Origin of the sequence: Pseudomonas sp. RL_15y_Pfl2_60, assembly GCF_963970595.1 — a bacterium.
Lineage (GTDB): Bacteria > Pseudomonadota > Gammaproteobacteria > Pseudomonadales > Pseudomonadaceae > Aquipseudomonas.
The window spans coordinates 103,992-129,065 of record NZ_CAXAOE010000005.1 but is presented as its reverse complement, the minus strand read 5'-3'; the positions used below and the strand labels follow the sequence as shown (position 1 = coordinate 129,065).

Genomic DNA, 25,074 nt, shown 5'->3' with positions numbered 1-25,074 from the left:
TGCTTGTAATGACAACCCTAAACACCAACCCTCGTGCAGATGGCTTTCGTATGCCGGCCGAATGGGAAGCCCACAGCAAGACCTGGATGGTCTGGCCGCAGCGCCCGGACAACTGGCGCTTGGGCGGGAAACCTGCACAGCAGGCATTCACTGCGGTGGCCAAGGCAATTGCCGAGTTCGAGCCGGTAACGGTTTGCGTATCGGCCCAGCAATACGAGAACGCCTGCGCACGTCTTGATCACAGCAATATCCGCGTGGTCGAGATGAGCAGCGATGATGCCTGGGTACGCGATACCGGCCCGACATTTGTCATCAACGACAGTGGCGATGTACGCGGCGTAGACTGGCAATTCAACGCCTGGGGCGGTTTCAACGGCGGTTTGTATGCCCCCTGGAACCGTGATGACCAAGTGGCCAGCAAGATCCTGCAGATCGAAAGCTGCGCACGTTATCGCACCGAAGGTTTTGTCCTTGAAGGCGGCTCGATTCACGTTGATGGCGAAGGCACCCTGATCACCACAGAGGAATGCCTGCTCAACCCTAACCGTAACCCGCACATGACCCGTGAACAGACTGAAGCCTTGCTCGGCCAACACCTGGCAATTGATAAGGTCATCTGGTTGCCGGACGGCTTGTACAACGATGAAACCGATGGCCACGTTGATAATTTTTGCTGCTACGTGCGCCCCGGCGAAGTCATGCTGGCCTGGACCGATGACGAGCAAAACCCCAATTACCCTCGCTGCCAGAAAGCCATGCAGGTGCTGGAAAACACCCTAGACGCCAAAGGCCGCAAACTGGTTGTGCATAAGATGCCAATTCCGGGGCCGATGTACGCAACTGATGAAGAATGCGCTGGCGTGGATTTGGCTGATGGCTCACAAGATCGTCACCCCGAGTCACGCCTTGCAGGCTCTTACGTGAACTTCCTGATCGTCAACGGCGGCATCATTGCACCCAGCTTTGATGATCCGCGAGATGAAGAAGCCAAAGCCATTCTTGGCCGGGTGTTCCCAGAGCACCGCGTAGTGATGGTGCCCGGCCGTGAAATCTTGCTCGGCGGCGGCAATATCCACTGCATCACCCAGCAACAACCTGCTCCACAGACGCGATAACCCCGGCAGTTAGAGCTGCAAAAAAAGCCCGGCATCTGTATCCAGAGCCGGGCTTTTTTGTTGCTATAGAACGTTGCTCACCCTTACAGCAATGGCAGGGTGTAGCTCACGATCAGACGGTTCTCGTCGATGTCCTTGGCGAAGTTCGAGCGCACCGCTGCATTACGCCAGCGCACGCCCAGGTTCTTCAAGGCGCCTTCCTGGAACACGTACATCAACTCGGTATCGCGCTCCCACTCTTTGCCTTCGCTAGCGTTGGCGGTAGCCAGATCAACATTATCGCCGCTGAGGTAGCGAGTCATGAAGGTCAGGCCCGGGATGCCAATGGAGGCAAAGTTAAAGTCGTAACGCGCTTGCCAAGACTTTTCGTCCTTGTTGGCAAAATCGCTGATCTGAACATAGTTGACCAGGAACGGATCAGTATTGCCGACATAGGCAAAGCCGCTGTCGCCGGTCATGCTCTGATAACCCAAGCCAAAGCTGTGACCGCTGACACTGTAAGTGGTCATGATGCCGTAAGCATCGTTGTCGATAGTGCTGCGACCGTCATCAGTCGAGTGTGCATAGCGCACATCGGTCTTCAGGGTCTGGCCTTCAGCAACCGGCCATACATGCACCAAGTTGAAAGAGTTCTGCTTATAGAAGTCTTCCAGGTTGGAGTAGTAGTAGCCTGCTGTCAGCTCTTTGGTGACCTTATAGGTACCGCCGATGTAGTCAAATGAGTCGGTCGTGCCGCTGCCAGTTACCGCGATACCACGGGTCTTGCCGCTGGTGACCGTGATGTCTTCGTAGTCATTGGAGTTACGGTTGTTAACTTCACGGATATGCGCAGCATCAAGGGTCAGGCCTTCGATTTCTTGCGAAACCAGTTGGCCACCGCTGAACACCTGCGGCAACAGGCGACCATCGCTCGACGCGATTGCCTGGTTCTTGTACTGCAGGCTGCCGATCTTCAATACGGTCTTGGAGATCTTGGCTTTACCGGCAACAGCCAGGCCCGAGGAAGTGTCCTGCGAACCGCCAGATGAGCGATCTGGAACCAGCAAACCGCTACCTGCGGTGCCGTCGCCCGAGTCCAACTTGAAACCGAAGGTGCCAATCGCATCAACACCAAAACCTACTGTGCCGTCGGTATAACCCGAGTTTGCACGCAGGATGAAGCCTTGAGCCCACTCTTCTGACTTCGACTGGGGCGCACCCGAATCGCGGAAATCACGGTTGAAGTAGAAGTTGCGCGCCTCAAGAGTTGCCGTGCTGTCTTTCAGAAACTCAGCGTGGGCAGTTTGGCTCAAGGACAAGCCCAAAGTGCTGGCAGTTACGGCCAGCGCCAAGGAGGTTTTTCTCATTATGGTTTACTCCAGTGTTATAGGGACACACATCAACACACGCACACCGTTCAGGGATAAAGACGCCACGCATGCCGAATCCTTGCCAAGTCCACACAGCAACGCGCAGGCAGCCGGATAGGCGCCAGCAAAGCGTTAGCGGTAGGACTTAAAAATTAGGGGATTAAGGCTGCGGGCCTGAATATCAGTGTGCTACAGAGCAGTTTTTGCGACAGACAGAAATTCTTCATGGCACAGGTCTCTTCATTTTTATTGTCAGCCGGCAAAAGGCGCCGGACTCACTTATGAAGCTGTCGTTACAGATTTTGTGCCAATTATTTAATAAAATATTAAAAACCTTATAAATCATATAGTTATATGGTTTTAATTCATGCAAAATCAACAGGGAGCCACCAGCATGGGCGCTTTCTCGCCTAGCCCAACCTAAAGTTAGGCGGAATACCGCCAGCTCGGTTCAGGTTAATTACCAGCATGACAATCAACCTATGACGACCTGATCCTTGCCTTGATTTTTGGCTTTGTACATCGCCTCATCTGCGCGGGCAAACAAGCTGTCCAAGGTCAAATCTGCACTATTGATGCTGGTCAGCCCCTGACTAACAGTGACGCCAAACTGGATATCTGCATGATTGAAGCGCAGCTGCTTGATCTCACGCTGCAGGCGTTCGGCAATTTGCTTGGCCAAGGCCGTCTCGCAACCTGGGAATAACGCAGCGAACTCTTCACCACCAACGCGCCCGAACAAATCGCCCCGGCGCAATACCGAGACGCCGCAAGCGGCCATCCTGCGCAGTACCTCATCGCCCATCTGGTGCCCGTACTGGTCATTGATTTGCTTGAAGTTATCGATATCAAGCAACAAGAATGACAACGGCGTACCGAACTTGCGCGCATGCTCGAATTCTTTCTGGGCACACTCGAAAAAGTGCCGGCGATTACTGCTCTCCGTCAGCACATCAGTGGTGGCCAAGCGCTGCAACTCACCTTCAAGCTGCTTCTTCTCGGTGATGTCTTCGGCAATCCCGACAACGACCTTTGCGTCACCCTCATGACTCAAACGGCCCATAAAGCACTTGTCGCTAAGCCAGCGCAGTTGCCCGTCTGCACGAATGATCCGATATTCGCGTGACTCGACAGAACCGGTTTGCAGCACCTTAGCCAGGCTATTGGCGGCGTACTCGACATCATCGGGGTAGATCGAGTTGCGCCACTCACCATAGTCCGCCATCAGTGAAGCCGCAGGACGGCCAAATACGACCTCGTATGCCGGACTGACGTAAATGACTTTTTGCGTATTCCAATCAAGCGCCCAGACCACGGCGTTGATACTGCCCAATAATGAGCTGATCAGTTGCTCACGTTCGCGCAGGCGCGTGACCTCTGAACGGCTGTGCAACAAGGCCAGCGTTAACTCTTCAAGCTCTGTCGGCAGACGACTATTCTCATCCATGGAGGTATTCCTAGCCCGGGGTTGTACTAGTAAAGGCCTAGATAAGAGATAAAACTTGTTACTTAGTTCTAATAAAACCAAAAAGCCCGCCAATTGGCGGGCTTTTTAGACGAACGAGCAGGTTAAACGCTGGCAGTTGGCCGCAGCGAGTAGGTTTTCAACTGCGCCGCAAAGTCACGCAACGATTGGATACCACTGACTTCGGCGTCATGCACCCAATGCTTGATCGCTTCGAGCATTTCGTGGCCGTTAGAACTGGTTTTAGCCCAGATCAACTGCAACGCCAAGCGCTTTTCATAAATCACTTTCAGCGCTTGGCTCTGCTCAAGCATCGCGTCAATGCGCAGCTGGTGCTGATCATTGAGCAGGCTGGTCTCACGTGACAGCAAACGCTTGGCCCGGTGGAAACGGTCGCGCACCGATGCGTCGGCCTTGGCCAGTTCTTGCTTGACCAATGGGGCGATCACCAGCTTGCGATACTGCGCCATGATCTGGAAACGGTTGTTGAGAATCGCCATCGCGGTATCCATATCGAGGCTGTGCTTGCCTTCAACACGGTGCGCAATAGGCGCGACACGCTGGACCTTGGCCAATCCGAAAAAGCTGAATAGCTTGATCCATGCCCAACCCATGTCAAATTCCCACTTGCGCACCGAGAGCTTGGCCGAGTTTGGATAGGTATGGTGATTGTTATGCAGCTCTTCGCCGCCAATCAGAATCCCCCAGGGTACAAGGTTGGTCGCAGCATCACGGCATTCGAAGTTACGGTAGCCAACTGCATGGCCAAGGCCATTGATCACACCTGCCGCCCACACCGGGATCCACATCATCTGTACAGCCCAGACAGTAATACCGGCCGCACCGAACAATGCCAAATCGATAACCGCCATGATCGCCACGCCGCCCAGGCGGAAACGTGAGTACAGATTCCGCTCGATCCAGTCTTCCGGGCAATTCTTACCGTAAATACGCAGCGTTTCCGGGTTGTCCGCTTCCTCGGCATACAACTCGGCGCCCTTGCGCAATACAGTGCTCAACCCCTTAATTACCGGGCTATGCGGGTCATCTACGGTTTCACACTTGGCGTGGTGCTTGCGGTGGATAGCCGTCCACTCACGGGTGTTCTGCGCCGTGGTCAGCCACAGCCAGAAGCGGAAGAAGTGCTTGAGCGCGGGGTGCAGTTCAAGAGCACGGTGCGCTGAGTAACGGTGCAGATACACCGTTACGCTGACGATCGTAATATGCGTCATCAGCAGAGTGACCGCGATCAGTTGCCAGACCGACAAGTCAAGAATACCGTTGTACCACATGCGTTAGAGAACCTCTCTGAAGGTAAGTGCACCGTGCTGCATTATGTCTAACTAAATGCAGAAAACCAGACGGACTTTTGCATACGAATGTTACGGGACCGCAAGCGCTACCGCTACTGGCCGGGTTATCGCAAAAAACCCTTGATAACCCGCGGGTTTGCGGGCTGCTCGCCCATATTGGTCGACAATCGAGCAAGTCAGCGAATTGACGACCGGTCAACCTGGGCAGAGTGCCTGGCGCTGGAAACTGACTATTTTGCGGTATCCGGGAAGCGCTATTTGGGCACCATCAACGGCTGCCAAGTAACTGCTTTCGTAACCCAGGGTCACGGGTTTTCGGATCCAGCCAAATGGCAAAGAATGCCTTGGTAAAGGCACTGTCACGCACTTCATGATGCAAGCGGCCATCAACGTAGAACTGACTGCTTTGGGTCAAATTAACCCCGGTGATACGCTGACCTTCCTGGACATCGACGAAAGCACGCTGCATTTCGCTGCGCCAGGCCTGCAACTGCGACTCACTGACCCGACCTGCGGATGTGCGGCGTATTTCATCAAGGCTGGCGTCAACAAACTCTTGGCGACTGATTTCGCGGTGATAAATCAACTCAAGGGCAAAGGGTTTGCTGCCATCAAAAGGCTGCTGGGCGCTCCACAGCCGGGCCGTATAGATGCGAAAGCCCCAGATGCGCAAATCACCTTGGCCAACCAACTCAGCATCAGGCAAAACATTGCGCCAACTGGCTGACGCGCTAAGCGGAATAATGGCAATACAACAGCTGATCCAGAGCGTTCTGCACAGGTTAGCGAGGGTGGCGCTAGTCATCAGAAACTCTCCCTGCGAATAAGATGGCTGTCGGTTGATGATCCTGCGCAATCGAGGACAAAGCCACTGCTAATTTGCTTGAGTAATCAACTGGCGCGAAATAAATGCACCAGCAAGCCACAACAGGCACTCAGCGCAATCACCTGAATAACCCCACGCTTATAGCGCAACAAAGCCACAGCCGCAGCCATGGTAATTAGCGCCGAGGGCCAGTCAAAGGCTGCGTTCAAGCCTTGCGGCCAGAGGACGTGATAGGCGAAAAACAACGCCAGATTGAGAATAACCCCAACCACCGCCGCGGTGATCGCCGTCAACGGCGCAGTAAATTTCAGTTGATTGTGGGTCGACTCCACCAACGGCCCGCCCGCCAGGATAAATAAGAACGAGGGCAAAAAGGTAAACCAGCTGACTAACACTGCCGCCACCGCTCCAGCCAGAAACATCTGGTCTGGGCCAAATACCTGCTGCACATAAGCCCCAATAAAACCCACGAAGGCAACGACCATAATCAGTGGCCCCGGCGTGGTTTCACCCAGCGCCAAGCCATCAATCATCTGTGCTGGCGTCAGCCAGCCATACTGCGTGATCGCGCCTTGATAGACATAGGGCAACACTGCATAGGCGCCACCAAAGGTCAGCAGCGCGGCCTTGGTGAAGAACCAGGCCATCTGCGTCAGCGTGCCATCCCAACCAAACGCCAGCATCAGTGACGCCATCGGCAGCAACCAGAGCAAAGCTCCCACCAAGAGCAACTTGATCAGGCCAGTCAGGGTAAAACGCGCATGGGCTGGTGTTGGAGTATGGTCATCAATCAACGCGCCTGAAGCAGCCGGGTTGAGCGTGTCGGCATGGGTTGGGCCGCTAAACCAGTGAGGCCAGATACGCCCGGCAAAATAGCCAGTCAGCGCTGCAGCCAGGACGATCAGCGGAAAAGCGACCTCAAGGGCAAAAATCGCCACAAACGCAGCAATGGCGATCAACCAAAGCGCAGGGTTGGTTAGCGTCCGGGAGCCAATACGGTAGGTCGCTTGAATCACAATTGCCGTGACCGCCGGTTTTATCCCGTAGAACAGCCCTTCAACCAGCCGTTGGTCGCCGAAGGCGATGTATAGCCACGACAATGCGATGAGGATAAGCAACGAAGGCAGGATGAATAAAGCGCCCGCAATAATCCCGCCCCAGGTGCGGTGCATGAGCCAGCCGATGTAGGTCGCCAACTGTTGCGCTTCTGGCCCGGGCAGCATCATGCAATAGTTCAGAGCATGCAGGAATCGTCGCTCAGACAACCAGCGACGGCGTACCACAAGCTCTTCATGCATGATCGAAATTTGCCCGGCCGGACCGCCAAAGCTGATCAGCCCCAGTTTCAGCCAAAAGCGGAAGGCGTCGAACAAACTGACAGATTGTGGCGCTTGGCCTTGGGGTGTTGAACAAGACATAGAGCCACTGATAGTAGACCGGCCCACCACCGCAATAGACAGTGGCAAGGCACCCTAAGAAACGCCTCAGAAGAACTGAGGCACCAGCATCTGTTGTGGAACAGGCGAGCGCAGATAATCTGCATTATATACCCGTGCAGGCAACACAACTTCCGGTTGCTTGGTCTGGCCGTATGGGATTTGCATCAGCAAATGCTGGATGCAATTAAGCCGTGCACGCTTTTTGTCGTCAGCCTCGACTATCCACCACGGCGCTTGTTCGGTGTGGGTGCGCGAGAGCATTTCTTCCTTGGCCCGGGTGTAATCTTCCCAGCGGCGGCGCGACTCCAGGTCCATGGGCGATAGTTTCCACTGTTTGAGCGGATCATGGATGCGCATCAAAAAGCGTCGGTATTGCTCCTCATCGGTGATCGAGAACCAGTATTTGACCAAGATGATGCCCGAGCGGATCAGCATGCGTTCAAATTCAGGCACGCTGCGGTAGAACTCTTCGTATTCAGCATCACTGCAAAACCCCATGACCCGCTCGACACCCGCGCGGTTGTACCAACTGCGGTCAAACAGGACCATCTCGCCAGCGGCGGGCAAATGCGCGACATAGCGCTGGAAATACCATTGGCTGCGCTCCCGTTCACTGGGCGCTGGCAAGGCTGCAACCCGGCATACGCGCGGGTTCAAGCGTTGGGTAATGCGCTTGATAGCACCGCCCTTTCCTGCTGCGTCACGCCCCTCGAACAGCACCACGACCTTGAGTTTCTGCTCGACGACCCATTCCTGCAACTTAACCAGTTCGGACTGCAAACGCAGCAGTTCACGCAAGTACAGGCGCCGGTCCATATCCACCGGTGCCACGTGCCCCAACTCCTTGAGCACAGGATCAAGGCGAACATCGTCGAACTCCATTTCCAGCTCTTCATCGAAACTGTCGAGGATATCGGCATGCAAGCGAGAGGCCTGCTCGGCAAAATCCAGGTTCGCGTTATCGGTCATGACAGATCCTCGGGTTAAGTCCGCATCAGAAGAGGCTGCGCAGGGCAAGGAAGGCAACGGCGGCAAGCACTGCCGCAGCAGGCAAGGTAATCACCCAGGCCAGGGCAATGGGCTTCATCAACGACCAGTTGGTTTGCCGGTTGACCAGGCCAATGCCCAGCACCGCACCAATCAGAATATGCGTGCTTGATACCGGCAGCCCCATCACCGATGCCAGCATCACCACGGCTGCCGCCGCAAGCTCAGCGGAAAACCCCGAGGCGGGATGCAACGCAGTGAGGTTGTGGCCCACGGTTTGAATCACCTCTTTGCCGATAAACCATAAGCCAGCGATCAAGGCGACACCAAAAGTAACCATCGCCGCCGTCGGAATGGCTGCTTCTGAACCGATAGCGCCGGTGCGCAATACTTCCAGAATCGCCACAAACGGCCCGATCGCATTGGCGATATCGTTGGAGCCATGACTGAAGGCAAAGCCACAAGCGGTAAAAACCTGCATCCAGCTGAACATGACAAAGGTCGCCCGGCTCAGCGACTCGTCCTTCAGGGTCTTGGCAAAGATAAAAGTCGCCAGCCAGACCAGCGCACCAATCATCACCATGATCAAGTAGCTGTTAAGGGTGCTCAGGCCCAGGTGCATGTTCTTCAAGCCTTTGAACAGCAACATGGATGAAATGATCACCGCACCAAGCGCGGCAATCACCGGCACCCAGGTTTCCAGTGCATTATGGGTACGTAGCTGGCCACGCTTGTTCTCGATTTTCTGCAGGTCGCGGTAGTAATCGGACTCAAGGTCTTCGGCTTGAAAATCGCGGTCGTTGATTACCTGCATGTCGCGCGTCATGGCGTGGGTGTAGGAAATCTTCTGGATCTCAGACAACCGCTCGAATGCCTCTTTGTGCCGGCGCTGGTGGTTGCGCTTCTCTTCTCGGATCTGCCTTATCTGGCTTTCCGCCTCATCGTTGTAAGTGAGGATGTATTTTTTAATCTGCGCGTACAGCAGGTAGGCCACGACGCCACCGAGTAGAGGCGACAGCACCCATGAAATCGCGATTTGGCCGATTTTGTCCCACTGCACCAACGCCAGCGCCGTATCAGTACCGTTGAGCAGGATGCCCAAGGTGATCGAACTACCGACGATCGCACCAATAATCGAGTGGGTGGTGGAGACGGGATAGCCCTTCTTGGTCGCGTACAGCAGCCATATACCCGCTGCAATCAGCGCCGACATCATGATGTAGACAAAGTCCATCGGCGAGACTGCCATGGCGCCCAGATCAACAATGCCGCCACGTATGGTTGAGGTCACTTCACCGCCAGCGATTACCGCGCCGCTGACCTCGAATACCGCCGCTACCATCAGCGCCTGGCGTATGCTCAAGGTGCCCGCACCAACGCTGGTACCAAAGGAGTTGGCGACATCGTTACCGCCAATGTTGAAGGCCATGAAGATGCCAAACAAAGTCGCCAGGATGAACAGCAGCGCATAGTTGCTGTGGGTGTACTCCAGCCCCCAAACCATGAAATACAAGGTGACCGCTATGAGCATCGCAGCGAAAACCAGACTGATTTTCGAGATACCCCCTGCCGGAGTCACTAAGACGTTACTCGATGTTGGGGAGCCAGCCATTTGTATCCCTCCAGACTTAAGCGCAGTGCCCCAAAAACGGGGAGATCGTTCTGGCTGATAATTTATTCATCCGAAGGTGACAGGCTGATGAAGCTAAGGTGACCAAACATCAAGCCGCTGTGCGTGGTTTGGCGTATTGGCCGCCTTGATAATTGGCGCTCACTTTCTGAAAATCGCTGTATATTTTTGAATATAACGGTATAAGCTAACTGTAGAAACGCCGAGTTGCGTAGGCAGTTCTTCGCCTACCGCTATATAGAAAAACATATAACGACAACCAAAACCCAGGGGAAACCCATGTTTCGTCATCGCCTCAAAGCCTTTTGCGCCCTCCTCGTTACCAGCGTGGTAAGTAGCCATAGCTTCGCCGCAGACGTTAATGTCGCGGTTGCAGCCAACTTCACCGCCCCACTCAAAGCGATCGCCGCAGAGTTTGAGAAAGACACAGGCAACAGGGTTATCCCGGCATTCGGCGCAACCGGGCAGCTGTTCGCGCAGATCAACAATGGAGCGCCATTTGAAGTATTTTTCAGCGCTGACGACAGCACCCCAGCCAAGCTTGAACAGGCGGGCAAGAGCGTTGCCGGCTCACGTTTTACCTACGCCACTGGCGCCTTGGTACTGTGGTCAGCCAAGCCCGGTTACGTCGATGAGCAAGGTACAGTGCTCAAGCAGAACGGCTTCAAGCACTTGGCGATGGCTAACCCCAAAGCCGCGCCATATGGCCGTGCGGCCACAGAAACCTTAGAAAAACTGGGCTTGAGCGCTAGCCTCAAGGACAAGATCGTTGAAGGCCAAAGCATCACTCAAGCCCTGCAGTTCGTCTCCACCGGTAATGCCGAGCTGGGCTTTGTTGCACTGTCGCAAGTGTATAAAGATGGCAAAATAACCAGCGGCTCTGCCTGGCTAGTGCCAGACGCCTATTATCAACCCATTAAGCAAGACGCACTGATCCTCAAGAAAGGCGCGAATAACCCAGCGGCCAAAGCCCTGACTGATTACCTCAAAGGCCCTAAAGCCCAGGCGATCATCAAGTCTTATGGCTACAAGATTTAACCCCGAGCCTGAGCAATGCCCCTGAGCAACGACGACTTAAGCGCCATCTGGCTGACCCTCGAACTGGCATCGCTGACCACCGTGCTATTACTGCTGATCGGCACGCCAATCGCCTGGTGGCTGGCACGGACAGATTCATGGTTGAAACGCCCGATCGGCGCCATAGTCGCCTTGCCGCTGGTCTTACCGCCCACGGTTATCGGCTTTTACCTGCTGATTGCGCTGGGTCCCAATGGCTACATCGGACAACTCACAGAAAGCCTGGGCTGGGGAATCTTGACGTTCAGCTTCACCGGGTTGGTGATCGGTTCGGTGTTCTACTCCCTGCCCTTTGTTGTACAGCCATTGCAAAACGCCTTCGAGTCGATAGGCAACGCCCCGCTTGAAGCCGCTGCTACGTTGCGCGCCAGTCAGTTGGATACATTCTTCAGCGTGGTCATACCGCTGGCACGACCCGGCTTTATCACTGCCTCGATTCTAGGTTTCGCGCACACCGTTGGTGAGTTTGGCGTGGTGCTGATGATTGGCGGCAATATCCCGGGCAAGACCCAGGTTGTATCGGTGCAAATCTATAACCATGTCGAAACCCTGCAATACGCGCAGGCCCATTGGTTGGCTGGCGGAATGCTGCTGTTTTCATTTGTCGTGTTGCTCGCGCTCTACTCCAGCCGCCAGGCAAAACAAGGCTGGCAGTCATGAGTGAGCCCCTACCGCCGCAAGATTCAGCGTCAGGGTCAATACAGGCGCGCTTCAAGCTCAGCCACGAGAGCTTTGCCCTGGATGTTGACCTACAGTTGCCGGGCAAAGGTGTCAGCGGCTTCTTTGGCCACTCCGGATCAGGCAAAACCAGTTGCCTGCGCTGCATTGCCGGGCTGGAAAAACCTCAAGAGGGTTACCTCAAGGTCAATGGCGAGGTTTGGCAAGACAGCCAGAACGGCCTGTTCATGCCCCCCCATAAGCGTGCGATTGGCTACGTGTTTCAGGACGCTAATCTGTTCCCGCATTTAAGCGTGCTGGGCAACCTACAATACGGCTGGAAGCGTGTCGCCAGCACCTTACGCAAGGTGCCTCTGCAGCAAGCCGTCGAGCTGCTGGGTATCGATCATCTGTTAAAGCGCATGCCCGACAAGCTGTCTGGCGGTGAACGCCAACGCGTGGCAATCGCCCGCGCACTGTTGTGCAGCCCCAAGCTGCTGCTGATGGATGAGCCTCTGGCCGCACTCGATCCCAAGCGCAAATCTGAAGTGCTGCCCTATCTGGAACGGCTGCATGGGCAACTGCAGATCCCGGTGATATACGTCAGCCATAGTGCAGATGAAATCGGTCGCCTGGCTGATCATCTGGTGGTTCTCGAAGACGGCAAGGTGCAGGCGGCGGGGGCGCTGAAGCAGACGCTGGTGCGCGATGACTTGCCCTTTATTTTCGAGGCCGATGCCGAAGCGGTCGTTGATGGCCAGGTCAGTGGTTTTGACTCGCGCTACCGGTTGTTGAGCATCCGTTTAAATGGTTGCGATAGCGTGCTGAAACTGCCGCATACCATGCTGGATAATGGCCAGCCGGTGAGGGTCAAGATCAAGGCCAGGGATGTCAGTATCAACCTGCAAAAAGCCCATGACAGCAGTATTCTCAACCTGATTCCGGCACAAATCGTCAGCATCGTCTCGCTTGAGGAGCAAGCGCAGGTGCTGGTCCATGCTGCTGTGGGTGAAGAGCACATCGTAGCGAGAATCACCCGTTACTCGTTCGACAGGCTCAAACTCCTGCCGCAGCAACAAGTTTGGCTGCAGATCAAATCAGTCTCACTGCTCGGTACTGCCTAGCTAGCCGCCCACTTTCTCCAAACCTTAGTTGGCTTGATAGAAAAGGAAAACATGGCGACTTGCCACTATCGCTTAATAAAATCCGCCCTGCTCTGAAGCCTTGTTTTATCCGAGTAGCTGTTGCATCTTTGCTCAAATGCATCGTTTGTCTGTTATCTAGGGCACTTAAACAGGCATTTTCGGCCATCTGCCTGCCTTTAAACTTGCCGATCGACTGCCATACAACTCACACAACTTATTTATACGTAAAGCCCACAGAGGCTGCGTGCTAAAGGACATAGCGTATGGCTGTAAAATGGGGATTACGGGGTAAGTCTGCGCTCGCAGTTTTACTTGCATGCGCTATTGCGCTGGTTCCTGCCGTGATGTTTGGCTGGCGTGCGCTTGGCGATATTCGTGGCCACTTTGGCGAAGCCTACGCACGTAACTTCACCCTTTTGCATCGTCAACAAATCGCGGCGCCCTTGAGCCGGGAACTGGCACTGTCCAAGCGCTTAGCTAACTCACTTAGCACCCGGCAATGGCTGCAAAATGAAAGCAGCTCAGTCCACCGCACGCGTTTCTTTGATGAAGCTGAAGGTTTTCGCAGTGATTTTCTGGATAAATCCTATTTCATCATCGTCGACTCATCACTGAACCTTTACCGCAACGATGAAGGCAGCCCGGTCAGCCAGATTCGCCGCTACACCCTTAGCGAAACAGATCCAAAAGACGCCTGGTACTTTGCCCTGCGCGATGACCCAACTGACTACAGCCTGGGTATTGAGGTCGACGAGCAGGATAATGCCAGCAAGATCCGCTTCAACGTGCGCGTACGCAACGCGCAAAACAAACTCCTCGGTATCACCGGCAGCGAGCTGAACCTCAAACCCTTTATTGATGAACTGCTCAGCAAAACCGAGCCAGGTGTGATGCCGATGCTGTTCAATCACGACGGCATCATTCAAGCCCAGCCCAAGCAAGCCAATGCGCCACACAGCAATGACATATTCGAGTACCTGAGTAATCGCGACGACCGTCAATTGATGCGTCAGATCATGCTGCAGGCGCAAACCGAGCCGAATCGAGTCAAGACCATGGATGCCATGGTCAGCGGCAAGCCACGACTGCTGGCACTTGCCTACATCGAGCCACTTAAGTGGTACGTCATGACCTCGGTTGATCTGCAAGCAGCCAATGTAGTCGATAGCCGCTGGCTGTGGCTGCTGCTTATCAGCTTTGTTGCATTGCTTGGCGTGCTTTTGCTGGGGTTTGCCTACGCTGTAGAAAGCTTGGTGGTGAGGCCAATCAAGGGGCTGCGGCGCTCGGCACTGGCAATTGCTGCCGGGCATTATGAAGAGCCCCTGCCTGATGCGCGCGATGATGAAATAGGCGAGTTGACGCAAGCCTTTTCGAGCATGGCCGATCAGGTGCTACAGCACACCCGCGAGTTGGAAGGCAAGGTCCAGGAGCGAACCCATGCGCTGGAGCAGGCGAATCGGGAAATGGTCGCGGCGCATAAGAAAATTGATGACTCAATTGATTACGCGAGCCTGATCCAGCGCGCGATTCTGCCCGACCGTCAGCTCAGTGCATCGCTGGGCCAGCAGCAGTTTGTGCTTTGGCAGCCGCGCGATACGGTCGGCGGTGACTTTTATGTGTACCGCCAGCACCAAGATGGCTATTTACTTGGTGTATTTGATTGCGCAGGGCACGGTGTCCCTGGCGCGTTGATGACCATGCTTGCCCGCGCCGCAATCGACCACGCCATTGGTGTGGCCGGCGCAGATGATCCCGCTGCGATTCTGCGCGAAACAGACCTCGCGCTACGCGGCATGCTCGCCGATGCGCAATCGTCCCGCGCGTTGGCCACCAACACGGACGCCGGTCTGGTCTGGGTCAACCCCAGCCACAACAGATTGCTATTTGCCGGGGCCAAGATTGGCTTGTTCGCCACTGACGGCGAAGCGATCCAAGAGTTACCCGGAGGCCGCAGGGCCTTGGGTGACAAGCGCAAAGGTGAATACCAGAACATCGAGCTGGCATTGATGCCCGGCTGGACCTACTACATGTGCACAGACGGATTCCTGGACCAGGCTGGCGGCGAACATGGCTTCGGGTTTGGTAACAAGCGATTCACCGCTATGCTGCAAAAGCATGCGAAATTACCGCTGGCCGAGCAGGCTGAGCTTTTTGCGACAAAACTCGCAGAATATCAAGGCGAGTTACCGCAACGTGATGACATCACTGTGCTGTGCTTTCGCTTCGATCAGAACAGCTGACTGCTAAATTGAAATGCTGAAGAGAAAGAATGGGGCGATACGCTCCGCTCATGTTCACCAGAGCAGACAATAACAAGGGCGCCTATGGAATCGTTAGATCTACTTGCAATGCGTGAAATCTACAATCGGCAGCGTGTCATGCTCTGCTTCAATGGCCCGATATCACGCAGCCTGATCGAGGAAATTGGCAATGCTTTGCGTAACTACTTGCAGGCGGAGCAAGCCAAGCCTTCGGCGGCGATGGACGTATTTGCGGTTTACATCGAGATGACCCAGAACATCAGGCATTATGCCACGCAGAAAGGCTTTAGCGACCAAGACGCCTCTGCTACCGTAGCCATTTCTCGCGATGACGAGGGCCGCTATGTAGTATCGGCAGGCAACCTGGTGACGGAGCAAGACGGCCGTGAATTAGTCGACTTTGTCGCACGGTTATCTACGCTGGACAAAGCCCAACTCAAAATCGCCTACAAAGAACAGCTACGCAAACCGCGTGAAGATGGCGCCAGCAGCGGCGCTGGTCTTGGCTTGCTGGATATTGCCCGCAAGTCCAGCTCGCCTATGCGTACCAGCTTGCGTGAGCAACAAGACGGCAGGTTCTTTTTCAGCCTTAGTGCCGTTATTTGAAATAAGGATATTGAGAGTAAAATCATGAGCGAACTTAATATCGCCAGCACGCAATCCACACCCTTCATTCATGGAGACTGGCAAGCTGGCGTCCTGGCAATGCAAGGCGATTCCTACCCGGAAAACTCATTCGAGCTGTATGACCAGGTCATCCAGTGGGTTGAACGTTTCCTGGCAGAAGAACCACGGCCCCTGGCGCTACAACTAAAGCTGCTGTACCTCAACACCAGCTCGATCAAAGCCATGATGGATATCTTCGACCTGCTTGAAGAGGCGCACAACCAGGGCCGGGAAGTCAGTGTCACCTGGCTTTACGACAGCCGTAACGAACGTGTTGCGGAGCTCGCCGAAGAGTTTCGCGAAGACTGCACATTTGCGTTCACTATCAGTACCCTTGATGAGTAGCATATGAACCGCGAGCGCGATCTGGATAGCTTGATAGACAGCTTGTTGGCTGATCCTGCGTATAGGGACCATCCGCTGCGCGATGCCCTGCAACGCCTGCACCAGCAGAATGTTGAACACCTGGGTCGAATCGAACGCATTGCGCGCATCTCTGATGGCTATCAATCCCTGGCCCGCGAACAGAACTTGTCGTTGTCCGAGCGTTATCACAAGCAACTGCGCAAACTGGAAAAGGTCGCCCGCATTTCTGACCGCTACCAGCAGATGATGCGCGACCTCAACCTGGCTCTGAAAGAAGCCTCCAACCGCGACCCACTGACCGCCCTGGCCAACCGCCGTATGTTGATTGAGCGGCTCAAGGAGGAAGTTTCACGGGCCACACGCCAGAACAAGACCTTTGTCCTGGCGATGGTTGATGTCGACCACTTCAAGCAGATCAATGACAACTGGGGCCACGATATCGGCGACCGCATGCTCGAAGAAATCGCCCGGGTATTACAAGCCGAGGTTCGCAGCTACGACCTTTGCGGGCGCTGGGGTGGCGAAGAGTTTCTGATTTTATTACCCGACACTGACCTGGATTCGGCCGCGCAGGTTATCGACCGCGTACGCAGCGGCCTGCGCGCCCTCGCCGTGCGGGTCAGCACCGAGTTGCTGAGCGTGTCCGCCAGTTTCGGGGTCGCAGAACACCGCGCCGATGAAAGCTACTCGCAAACCCTCAACCGGGCAGATGCCGCCCTGTTACAGGCCAAGCGCAACGGCCGCGACCGGTGCATCTACGCATCCGATGAGTCGCTCGACAACGCCGACCCCAAGGCACTGCCCTAATACCCAGGCAGTTGTTGCCAGCACCTGCAAGGCTGATGGTCAATCGTCGATAAAATCACTCTTTTGGTTAATTTCATAACGCCCGAGGAAAAGTAATCTATACCTAGCGTATTGCTGCGCAAAGTCTTATCCGCACTGCTCACAACAATAATAAGGAGCACCCCGGAATGCGTTCCAAGCTTATGATTACTCATGCTTTTATTTTTTTGATTGCACTCGCGGCGAGCTTCCCCGCAAGCACCTCAGCTGCGGCGCTCAGCCCCGCCGAGCTTGCGCAGGTGTACGCCTGTCGCGCCACCAGCAGCTTGCTTCTGTTACGCGGTGAAGGCTTCCAGAAGACGCATCAACAGCGCCTGGAAGCAGACCTGCAAGCTCTAAACGGCGCCATGCAAGCCATTTCACAGCCAAGCGACGGCCTACTGGCGACGCGCCAAGCGCTTGTTACCCAGTTGCGTAACGGTGTTTCCTATGGCCCCAACGAAGACAACGTGCCGTGGCGATATCCAGAGGAACTGAGCAAGGCTCTACGCGAGTTTCTGCATGAAGCACGGCAAATGCCGCAAGGCAGTGACAATGAGCTGCCCGCCGAGGTCGAATACCTTGCAGTGCAGTACCTCAGCCGCGCCTACATGGGCACCTTTGAAATTGCCCGTGAGCAACCTGATACCTATCTGGGACAGGACGAACGCCTGCTGCTGCCAAAGATTGACCAACAACTCAACGCGGCGGGCTTAACCGATGATCCGGCGCTGGGCAGGCTTACTGCTCGCTGGGAGTACCTGAAGAGCGCACTGGCCGACATGAACAGCAAGAGCAACACCCTGCAGAGTGTGTCAGGCAGGCCCTTTGCCCCCATTACGGTTGACCGGCATTCGCGCACGCTGACGCAAAACTGGATAGAGCGCGAGCAGGCCTCGCCTGCTGTAGCGGCGCAGTAGCACGCTGGACAACGCAAGTTGTCCAGCCAGGTGTTAAATCGATTGTTGGCCGCTCTTGTGCCTTACCGGTCCGGCGCGGTCGACCACCTGCTGCTCGACCTCTGCGCGCAACCCCAGCAAGAACGCAGCTTCAGCCACCACAAACAGCGGGCCGATTGCCAAGCCCATGACATCGTCAACAAATGCAGGTTTGCGGCCTTCAAAATAGTGGCCAACAAACTGGATCAACCAACCCACGACAAACAAGCCGAGCCCTGAGCTCAACCACAGCATCGTACTTTGCTGCGCCAGCAGCGCACCGACCCAGATACACAACAGCAGCCCGATGCTCATGGCGAGGCCAAAGCGCAGGTCAAGGCGAAGGTAGAACACAGCAGCAACAAGGCTCACAAGCGCCGCGCCAGACCACCAAAGCCCAAGCCACTCAACACCCGGACGAGACAACAAAACCGCCACTGCCAGCACGATCATCGGGATACCGACAAAGTGGCTGATGATATTTCGCTGGTCGCGGTGATAAGCCGCGTATTGCGCCAGGTGATCGACCAGGGTTTTCATTATTATTCTCCGCTGCAGGTGCATTTACAGCAGCGATAATAACCCGACAACGACCAATCAGCGCAGCTTCTCAAGCAGTTGGTAATACCACATCCCGACCGCCAGCATCGGGTTACCAAATACATCGCCAAATGGCACTTTAATGTGCGAACAACCGGCAAAGGTGTCGAACTTCTCCAAAGTACCGGTCAACGCATTGGCCATGACTTCGCCCATGATATGCGTCGTGGCGATGCCATGGCCGGAATAGCCCTGGCAATACCAGACGTTGTCCGAAAGCTTGCCCAGTTGCGGAATACGGTTAATCACGATGCCCATGGCGCAACTCCACTGGAAATCGATATCAACGCCTTTGAGTTTAGGGAATGTCTGCTCAATACCCGGACGCAACTCGGCAGCGATGTCACGAGAGTCGCGCCCAGAGTAGTTGGCGCCACCACCAAACAACAAGCGCTTGTCTGCGGTCAGGCGGAAATAGTCGAGGACAAACCGGCAGTCATACACGGCCAGGTCTTGCGGGTTGATCTGGTCGGCCAGCTCACCAAGTGGCTCGGTGGTGACAATTCCGCCCATGGCCGGGAAGATCATGCCCTTCAGTTTTTTCGGCTCAAGCTGGTGATACACATCGCCGGCCAGCAGCACTTGCTTTGCATCGACCCGGCCTTGTGCGGTCACCACGGCTGGTTTATCGCCGTGAATGATCTCCAGCACCTCGGAATGCTCGAAAATCAGCGCGCCCAGGCTTTCAGCGGCCTTGGCTTCACCGATACACAGGTTCAGGGGATGCAGGTGCATATTGCGCATGTTCTTGATTGCGCCATAGTACAAGTCGCTGTCCAGAAGATTGCGCACGGCACTGCGGTCAAGCAGGGTCACTTCATCACCCATGCCACGGCGTACGGCTTCCTCGTAGTCAGCCTTCAAGTCATCCATGTGCGCAGGCTTGTAGGCTGCATGCAGGTGGCCGTATTTGAGATCACAGGCGATCGAATACTTATCCACACGCCGCTTGATAATCTCGTGGCCGCGCCAGCGCAGGCCCCAGATGAAATCATCAACCTCGCTACCGAGCTTCTTGCGCATTTGTTTGCGCATGGCGCCATCGCCCGAGAGACTGCCGGTGACTTGGCCGCCGTTACGGCCGGTTGCGCCCCAGCCAATTTTCTTGGCTTCGACAATCGCAACCTTCAGGCCGCGCTCAGCCAGCTCAACCGCACTGGCGACGCCGGTAAAGCCGCCCCCGATAATCACCACATCGACACTGACCTGGCCTTGCAGGCTTGGGTAATTGGTTTCCTGATTAAGCGTGGCCGTGTAATACGACTTACAGCGCTGCGCAGCAACATCTACTCGAGCATTCATACAAGATCCTTGGTTAAACGGTTTGCTGTCAGGCTTCAGGCGTTCGTCAGGTACCAGCGCCAGTCTTGCTCACCCACTTCAGCCATAAACTGGCGATGCTCTTCGCGCTTGACCGCGAGATACACATCAAGAAACTCGCTACCGAGGGCCTCACGCGCCCAGCTTGAGTTTTCAAGTGCGTGCAAAGAGGTCAACCAGTCCGTTGGCAACAGCTCTGTAGCCTGTGCATAACCATTGCCCGTGACCGGGGCGCCCGGATCAAGCTCGTGGCGAATCCCGTGATGGATAGCGGCAAGAATCGCCGCAGCCGCCAGATAAGGGTTGGCGTCGGCACCACAAATACGGTGTTCGACATGGCGTGTATTGGCTGGACCACCCGGCACACGCATGCTGACAGTACGGTTATCCACACCCCAGGTCGGTGCCAGGGGCGCATAGCTATTGGCCTGGAAACGGCGGTAGGAGTTGGCGTTAGGGCAAAACAACAGCAGCGAATCGAGCAGTGCACTGAGCATGCCCGCCACCGACATTCCCAGCAGCGGCGTGCCCGCCGGGTCTTCGCTGGCATAGAGATTATTGCCCTGTGCGTCCGCCAGGCTGACGTGCATATGCATGCCAGTGCCCGCCAGATGATCATAAGGCTTGGCCATAAAGCAGGCCTGCATGCCGTGCTTGTGGGCGACCCCCTTAACGATGCGCTTATAGCGAACCGCTTGATCCATGGCCTCTAACGCATCGCCATGCTCCAGCGTGATTTCAACCTGGCCCGGTGCGTATTCGGAGATGGCTGTGCGCGCCGGGATACCTTGGGTCTTGCAGGCGCTGTAGAGGTCGGCTAGAAAGGGTTCAATCTGCTCAAGTTCACGCAAACCGTAGACCTGGGTGCTACGCGGACGACCACCATCAACATCCAGCGCCGGTTGCGGTCGACCCTGGGCATCGCGCTTTTGATCGAGCAAATAAAATTCCAGCTCACAGGCCATGACCGGGTAATAACCGTCCGCCTTCAGCCGTTCGATCACCTGCACCAGCAGATGCCTTGGATCAGCGACAGTGGCCGGCAAGCCTTCAGTCGGGTGCATGCTGACTTGCACTGCCGCGGTAGGAATCTGCCGCCAAGGCATGCGGGTCAAGCTGCCGGACAATGGATAGGCGCGACAATCAATATCACCCACTTCCCAGACCAGGCCCGAGTCCTCAACGTCATCGCCATTCATGGTCAAGCCGAGAATGGTGCTTGGCAACGGCCGCCCGGTTTTGTACACCGCGAGCAACTCGTCACGGTGTAGCAGCTTGCCGCGTGGTACACCGTTGGCGTCAAGAATGAACAGCTCGAACATCTCGATATCAGGATTGTCGGCTAGAAATTTTTCAGCTTCTTGCACTGGAGCAAATTGCATGGGATCTCGATAGCGCAGTAGCGCGAATAAGTCAGTTGCCATGTGGCAAGCGGATAAGCAATAGCGCGGCAGTGCCAGGCGACTGCCGAAGGTCGATAATCGGTGTATGCGCTAGCGCATAGCGATTAACACGTCGCGGGAAGGGCTGTATCCGGAGGGCGCGCATGTCGGCAGTGCCAAAGCGCCCAGAAGGCTAGTATTTTTGGGAAGAGAGGGTTCACCCGGTTTGCAGCAAAACAGAGCCGCTCCCGTAGCAACGGGACAAATACAGTCTGCTTGGAAAGAAGCGCTGGCGAACTCATAGAACCAAAGACTCGCACAGCGCACAATGTTTGTTAAAGCAGATTTTTTACATGTTTAGATTATTTATGGCTAAACAATCTGGCGGGTCATCCTGAAAACCGATGTCGGCGGATAAAGCTTTGGTCAAGGTAATCCTTCCAGCGCCCATAGACTTGCCCGCCGGCACTGATACCGCGCCACGCCAACAGCGCACCACCGTCGCCCGTGGCCAACAACGCCAGGCTCTGCTTTTGCGGGCGATAGTTTTTCAAGGGCTGCTGATGCAAGGCGGCCATCAAATTGCTCGCCAATACCGGTCCCTGACGCACTGAATAAACACCGCTTTTGAAAGCGCCGGGCAAGCTGGCGCAATCGCCCGCAGCAAAGATTTGCCCATGTGACTGACTCTGCAGCGTGGAAAGTACCTGCACAAAGCCACGCGCATCACAGGCCAGGCCACTTTCTTCGAGCCAGGGTAAAGCCTGCGCGCCCGTTGCCAGCAACACCCGCTCGCCCCGCCAGACCAATTCGTCCTGACTGAATAACTGGTCATCTTCAACGCGGCTGATCGGGCTGTATTCACGCAGACGCACTCGGCGCTGGCGCAACGCGCCTATCGCCCGCAAATGCAAACCCGGGTTATGGCCTGCGAGCAGTTTGCCCGCGCAGAACAGTGACAACTGCGGCACTTTGTCGGCAAGCGCCAACGCCAGCTCAACACCCGCAGCACCGCCGCCGACAATGGCAATGGGTTTTGGCGAATGCTGCCAGGCCTGCCAACGCGCCAGGAATGGCGCAAAGGGTTTGATCGCCAGGCACTGCATGGCATCGCCTTGTTGCGTCAACGGCGCAACCTGGCCACCAACATTGAGTGACAGCCAGTTGGCACTCAACTGGCGACCATCGCTGAGTTGCAACTGGCGCTGTTCCGCCGAGAGGGATTCGACCTGCGCGGTAATTAACTCGACCTTGGCGGCGCGGCAGATCGGTTGCAGTTCAACACTGCAATCCTGTGCCGAATAACGACCCGCCAACAATCCGGGGAGCATGCCCGAATACCAGGCATGGGTGTCGGCGCTGACCAAGGCGATACGTCCAGACGGACGCTCAAGCATGGCCCAGCGACGCAACACGCCAAGATGCGCATGGCCTGCACCGACCAAAATTAAATCGTAATCACTCATAACGCGTTCTAGTCTTCCTTGAAAGTCTCACGGTATTGGCTCGGCGTTTGTCCGGTCCAGCGTTTGAAGGCGCGACTAAAGCTGCTGACATCCGAAAAACCGAGCAAGTAGGCTATCTCGCTAATAGAGCAATTGCCCTCGCGCATGTGCTCTAAGGCCAATGCCTGGCGCGTTTGCGCCAACACGGCTTCATAACTTGTTCCTTCATCGGCCAAATGCCGTTGCAGGCTGCGCAAGCTCAGGTGCAGGGCTTGGGCAATGCGTTCCGCCGAGGGCTCACCCTCTGGCAACTGCGCCTCCAGACGAGCACGTACCTTACGTATCCAGATCGGGGCCTGCAGTTGCTCCAGGTTACGCTTGAGCGCCACTTCGTTGTGCTCGGCCAGTTCAGGGTTACCATCATCAAGCGGTTGCTCAAATTCTGGCTTGGCAAAACGCAATAGATTTTCGGCTGCCGAAAACACCAAGGGCGCACGAAACACCGCATGCCAGGGCTGGCTATCTTCAGGCTCTGGCCGCTGTAGATACACCGCCAGCGGCGCAAAATCGCGGCCCAGTCGATTACGGCAACTGCGCACATAGATGGCCGCAAAAGCATCGAGGGCTTCGGCGGCGGGAGGCTGGCTGCCAGGGGCTGTGCGAAAGCAAAACTCATAGCAATCGGCGCATTCGCGAAGCTCAAGCTCCATCACATCACTGATGACCTGGTAATACCTGACCGTGCGCTCGAACATTTCGCGCATGCTGCAACTGGCTATCAGCGCATAACCCAAAGCATGAAAGGTGGTTGGGCTGACAAACTGCGAGGTCTTGAGGCCCAACGCAGGGTCCCCGCTGGCCTCGACAGCCAACTGCCAAAGCCGGGTGGTAACCGACAGCGGACAACGTCCATTGGGATCGTCCAGCGCGCCAGGCGCAAAGCCTGCTTGCTGGCACAGCTGCTCACTATCAAGGCCCAGCGCATCCAGCTGCTTACGCAGGGCGCGGGTCCAGCTGGCTAAAGTCGTCGCTTCATTGGTCATGCAAGTTGGCGCATCCAGTCAACAGGTTGGCGTACTCGGTTGGGCACATACATAACAAATGACGCATGGTTATGGCACTCACCATAAGGTTTTGCAGCCGATAATTAAGAGGATGGGGTTATGTCCAACGATTCTGCAAGCGTTGACACCATGAATGATCAGCAACGATCAGCGCATATTCGCCAAACAGTGCTGGCCCACGGCGTTGAACTGCGCCAGCGCTTTCCAATTTTATTGCATCAAGATGCGTTGGGCGCCAGCATTTTAGCCTTTGCCCTGCTGGGCATGATCGGCTCTGCAGCACTGTACATGGCCGGCTATATGCCGTGGTGGGCATGTCTGTTACTGAATGCTTTTCTAGCATCTTTGACCCACGAACTTGAACACGACCTGATTCACTCGATGTACTTTCGCAAGCAGCGCATTCCCCACAACCTGATGATGGCGCTGGTATGGCTGGCGCGGCCAAGCACGATCAACCCCTGGGTCAGACGCCACCTGCACCTTAATCATCATAAGGTTTCAGGCACCGAGCAAGACATCGAAGAGCGCGCCATCACCAATGGCGAGCCTTGGGGTCTGGCACGCTTGCTGATGGTGGGCGATAACGTCATGTCCACCGTTATTCGTGCGGTTCGCGCACCTAGCGCTGAAATTCGCGGGAAAATCATCAAGCGTTCATTGCTGGTTTATGCACCGCTGGCATTGCTCAACTGGGGAACCTGGTATCTGTTTCTCGGCTTCCACGCTATTGACCTCCTCTGCCGTGGCCTGGGCATGCCGATCGACTGGTCGAGCAGCACCTTGCAGTTCTTCAATGCGGTAAATATTGCGGTGGTGGTACTGGTCGGCCCCAATGTTCTGCGCACCTTCTGCCTGCATTTTGTCAGCTCCAACATGCACTATTACGGCGATGTCGAGCCGGGCAATGTGATCCAGCAAACCCAGGTGCTCAACCCTTGGTGGCTGTGGCCGCTACAAGCATTCTGCTTCAACTTTGGCAGCAGCCACGCCATCCATCATTTCGCGGTCAAGGAGCCCTTCTATATTCGCCAACTGAGCGTCCCTTTCGCCCACAAGGTGATGCGAGAAGCAGGTGTACGCTTTAACGACTTCGGCACCTTCAGCCGCGCAAACCGCTGGCAGCGCAAGGACCAAGCCCAGGAAGATTCAAGCGCACAAACGGCCTAGGCTGCTCAACCAAGACACAGCGGCCGAGGCCGCT

At 55.6% G+C, this 25,074-nt stretch carries 22 protein-coding genes; 10 read left to right on the top strand and 12 right to left on the bottom strand.

Going from position 1 to position 25,074, the window contains the following annotated elements; genetic code table 11:
• Positions 1–8: 8 nt before the first annotated feature.
• Positions 9–1,115, top strand: a complete 1,107-nt coding sequence (gene aguA, locus AACY26_RS14850) for an agmatine deiminase (protein WP_339515347.1) — start codon at positions 9–11, stop codon at positions 1,113–1,115.
• An 83-nt stretch (positions 1,116–1,198) separates the two neighbouring features.
• Here the strand turns inward: aguA and AACY26_RS14845 are convergent, their stop codons facing one another.
• The 7 genes from AACY26_RS14845 to AACY26_RS14815 all read right to left on the bottom strand — a co-directional run bounded on the left by AACY26_RS14845 (position 1,199) and on the right by AACY26_RS14815 (position 10,106).
• Positions 1,199–2,461, bottom strand: a complete 1,263-nt coding sequence (locus AACY26_RS14845; RefSeq protein ID WP_339515345.1) for an OprD family porin — start codon at positions 2,459–2,461, stop codon at positions 1,199–1,201.
• 478 nt (positions 2,462–2,939) lie between these two features.
• Positions 2,940–3,911, bottom strand: coding sequence for a GGDEF domain-containing protein (locus AACY26_RS14840; RefSeq protein ID WP_339515343.1), 972 nt, complete (start codon positions 3,909–3,911; stop codon positions 2,940–2,942).
• Between the two features lie 122 nt (positions 3,912–4,033).
• On the bottom strand, positions 4,034–5,221 hold the full coding sequence (desA, locus tag AACY26_RS14835; protein ID WP_339515341.1) for a delta-9 fatty acid desaturase DesA: 1,188 nt from the start codon (positions 5,219–5,221) through the stop codon (positions 4,034–4,036).
• A gap of 289 nt (positions 5,222–5,510) precedes the next feature.
• Positions 5,511–6,047 (bottom strand): chalcone isomerase family protein, encoded by a 537-nt coding sequence (locus AACY26_RS14830; RefSeq protein ID WP_339515339.1) that lies wholly within the window; start codon positions 6,045–6,047, stop codon positions 5,511–5,513.
• Between the two features lie 86 nt (positions 6,048–6,133).
• Positions 6,134–7,486: a chromate efflux transporter gene (gene chrA / locus AACY26_RS14825; RefSeq protein WP_339515337.1), complete on the bottom strand. Its 1,353-nt coding sequence runs from the start codon at positions 7,484–7,486 to the stop codon at positions 6,134–6,136.
• A 66-nt stretch (positions 7,487–7,552) separates the two neighbouring features.
• Positions 7,553–8,476, bottom strand: a complete 924-nt coding sequence (gene ppk2, locus AACY26_RS14820) for a polyphosphate kinase 2 (RefSeq protein ID WP_339515335.1) — start codon at positions 8,474–8,476, stop codon at positions 7,553–7,555.
• A gap of 25 nt (positions 8,477–8,501) precedes the next feature.
• Positions 8,502–10,106 (bottom strand): inorganic phosphate transporter, encoded by a 1,605-nt coding sequence (locus AACY26_RS14815; RefSeq protein ID WP_339515333.1) that lies wholly within the window; start codon positions 10,104–10,106, stop codon positions 8,502–8,504.
• A gap of 297 nt (positions 10,107–10,403) precedes the next feature.
• On the opposite strand from AACY26_RS14815, the gene modA reads away from it, so the two are divergent.
• The 8 genes from modA to AACY26_RS14775 all read left to right on the top strand — a co-directional run bounded on the left by modA (position 10,404) and on the right by AACY26_RS14775 (position 18,041).
• Complete coding sequence (gene modA, locus AACY26_RS14810; protein ID WP_339515331.1) at positions 10,404–11,162, top strand: molybdate ABC transporter substrate-binding protein; 759 nt, start codon at positions 10,404–10,406, stop codon at positions 11,160–11,162.
• Between the two features lie 15 nt (positions 11,163–11,177).
• Entirely contained in the window at positions 11,178–11,861 is a 684-nt protein-coding gene (gene modB, locus AACY26_RS14805) for a molybdate ABC transporter permease subunit (protein ID WP_339515329.1), read from the top strand.
• On the top strand, positions 11,858–12,982 hold the full coding sequence (modC, locus tag AACY26_RS14800; RefSeq protein ID WP_339515327.1) for a molybdenum ABC transporter ATP-binding protein: 1,125 nt from the start codon (positions 11,858–11,860) through the stop codon (positions 12,980–12,982). Before modB ends, modC begins: the two co-directional genes overlap by 4 nt.
• A 284-nt stretch (positions 12,983–13,266) precedes the next feature.
• A complete protein-coding gene (siaA, locus tag AACY26_RS14795; RefSeq protein WP_339515325.1) occupies positions 13,267–15,243 on the top strand; it encodes a biofilm regulation protein phosphatase SiaA in 1,977 nt (658 codons plus the stop codon).
• Positions 15,244–15,327: 84 nt separating this feature from the next.
• A complete protein-coding gene (gene siaB, locus AACY26_RS14790) occupies positions 15,328–15,870 on the top strand; it encodes a biofilm regulation protein kinase SiaB (protein ID WP_339515323.1) in 543 nt (180 codons plus the stop codon).
• Positions 15,871–15,894: 24 nt separating this feature from the next.
• Positions 15,895–16,275 carry a biofilm regulation phosphoprotein SiaC gene (gene siaC / locus AACY26_RS14785; RefSeq protein WP_339515321.1) on the top strand — a complete coding sequence of 127 codons (381 nt, stop codon included), beginning with the start codon at positions 15,895–15,897 and terminating at the stop codon, positions 16,273–16,275.
• Positions 16,276–16,278: 3 nt separating this feature from the next.
• Positions 16,279–17,103 carry a biofilm regulation diguanylate cyclase SiaD gene (gene siaD, locus AACY26_RS14780; RefSeq protein ID WP_339515319.1) on the top strand — a complete coding sequence of 275 codons (825 nt, stop codon included), beginning with the start codon at positions 16,279–16,281 and terminating at the stop codon, positions 17,101–17,103.
• A gap of 167 nt (positions 17,104–17,270) precedes the next feature.
• Positions 17,271–18,041 carry a hypothetical protein gene (locus AACY26_RS14775; protein ID WP_339515317.1) on the top strand — a complete coding sequence of 257 codons (771 nt, stop codon included), beginning with the start codon at positions 17,271–17,273 and terminating at the stop codon, positions 18,039–18,041.
• 33 nt (positions 18,042–18,074) lie between these two features.
• On the opposite strand, the gene AACY26_RS14770 is transcribed toward AACY26_RS14775, so the two are convergent.
• From AACY26_RS14770 to AACY26_RS14750, 5 genes are all read right to left on the bottom strand, one after another.
• Positions 18,075–18,599, bottom strand: a complete 525-nt coding sequence (locus AACY26_RS14770; RefSeq protein ID WP_339515315.1) for an Mpo1 family 2-hydroxy fatty acid dioxygenase — start codon at positions 18,597–18,599, stop codon at positions 18,075–18,077.
• A gap of 57 nt (positions 18,600–18,656) precedes the next feature.
• On the bottom strand, positions 18,657–19,961 hold the full coding sequence (locus tag AACY26_RS14765; protein ID WP_339515313.1) for an NAD(P)/FAD-dependent oxidoreductase: 1,305 nt from the start codon (positions 19,959–19,961) through the stop codon (positions 18,657–18,659).
• Between the two features lie 35 nt (positions 19,962–19,996).
• Positions 19,997–21,361 carry a glutamine synthetase family protein gene (locus AACY26_RS14760; protein ID WP_339515311.1) on the bottom strand — a complete coding sequence of 455 codons (1,365 nt, stop codon included), beginning with the start codon at positions 21,359–21,361 and terminating at the stop codon, positions 19,997–19,999.
• 389 nt (positions 21,362–21,750) lie between these two features.
• Complete coding sequence (locus tag AACY26_RS14755) at positions 21,751–22,827, bottom strand: FAD-dependent oxidoreductase (protein ID WP_339515309.1); 1,077 nt, start codon at positions 22,825–22,827, stop codon at positions 21,751–21,753.
• 8 nt (positions 22,828–22,835) lie between these two features.
• Positions 22,836–23,849 (bottom strand): AraC family transcriptional regulator, encoded by a 1,014-nt coding sequence (locus AACY26_RS14750; protein ID WP_339515307.1) that lies wholly within the window; start codon positions 23,847–23,849, stop codon positions 22,836–22,838.
• Between the two features lie 120 nt (positions 23,850–23,969).
• Here AACY26_RS14750 and AACY26_RS14745 point away from each other — a divergent pair, with 120 nt between their 5' ends.
• On the top strand, positions 23,970–25,040 hold the full coding sequence (locus tag AACY26_RS14745) for a fatty acid desaturase (RefSeq protein ID WP_339515305.1): 1,071 nt from the start codon (positions 23,970–23,972) through the stop codon (positions 25,038–25,040).
• Positions 25,041–25,074 lie beyond the last annotated feature (34 nt).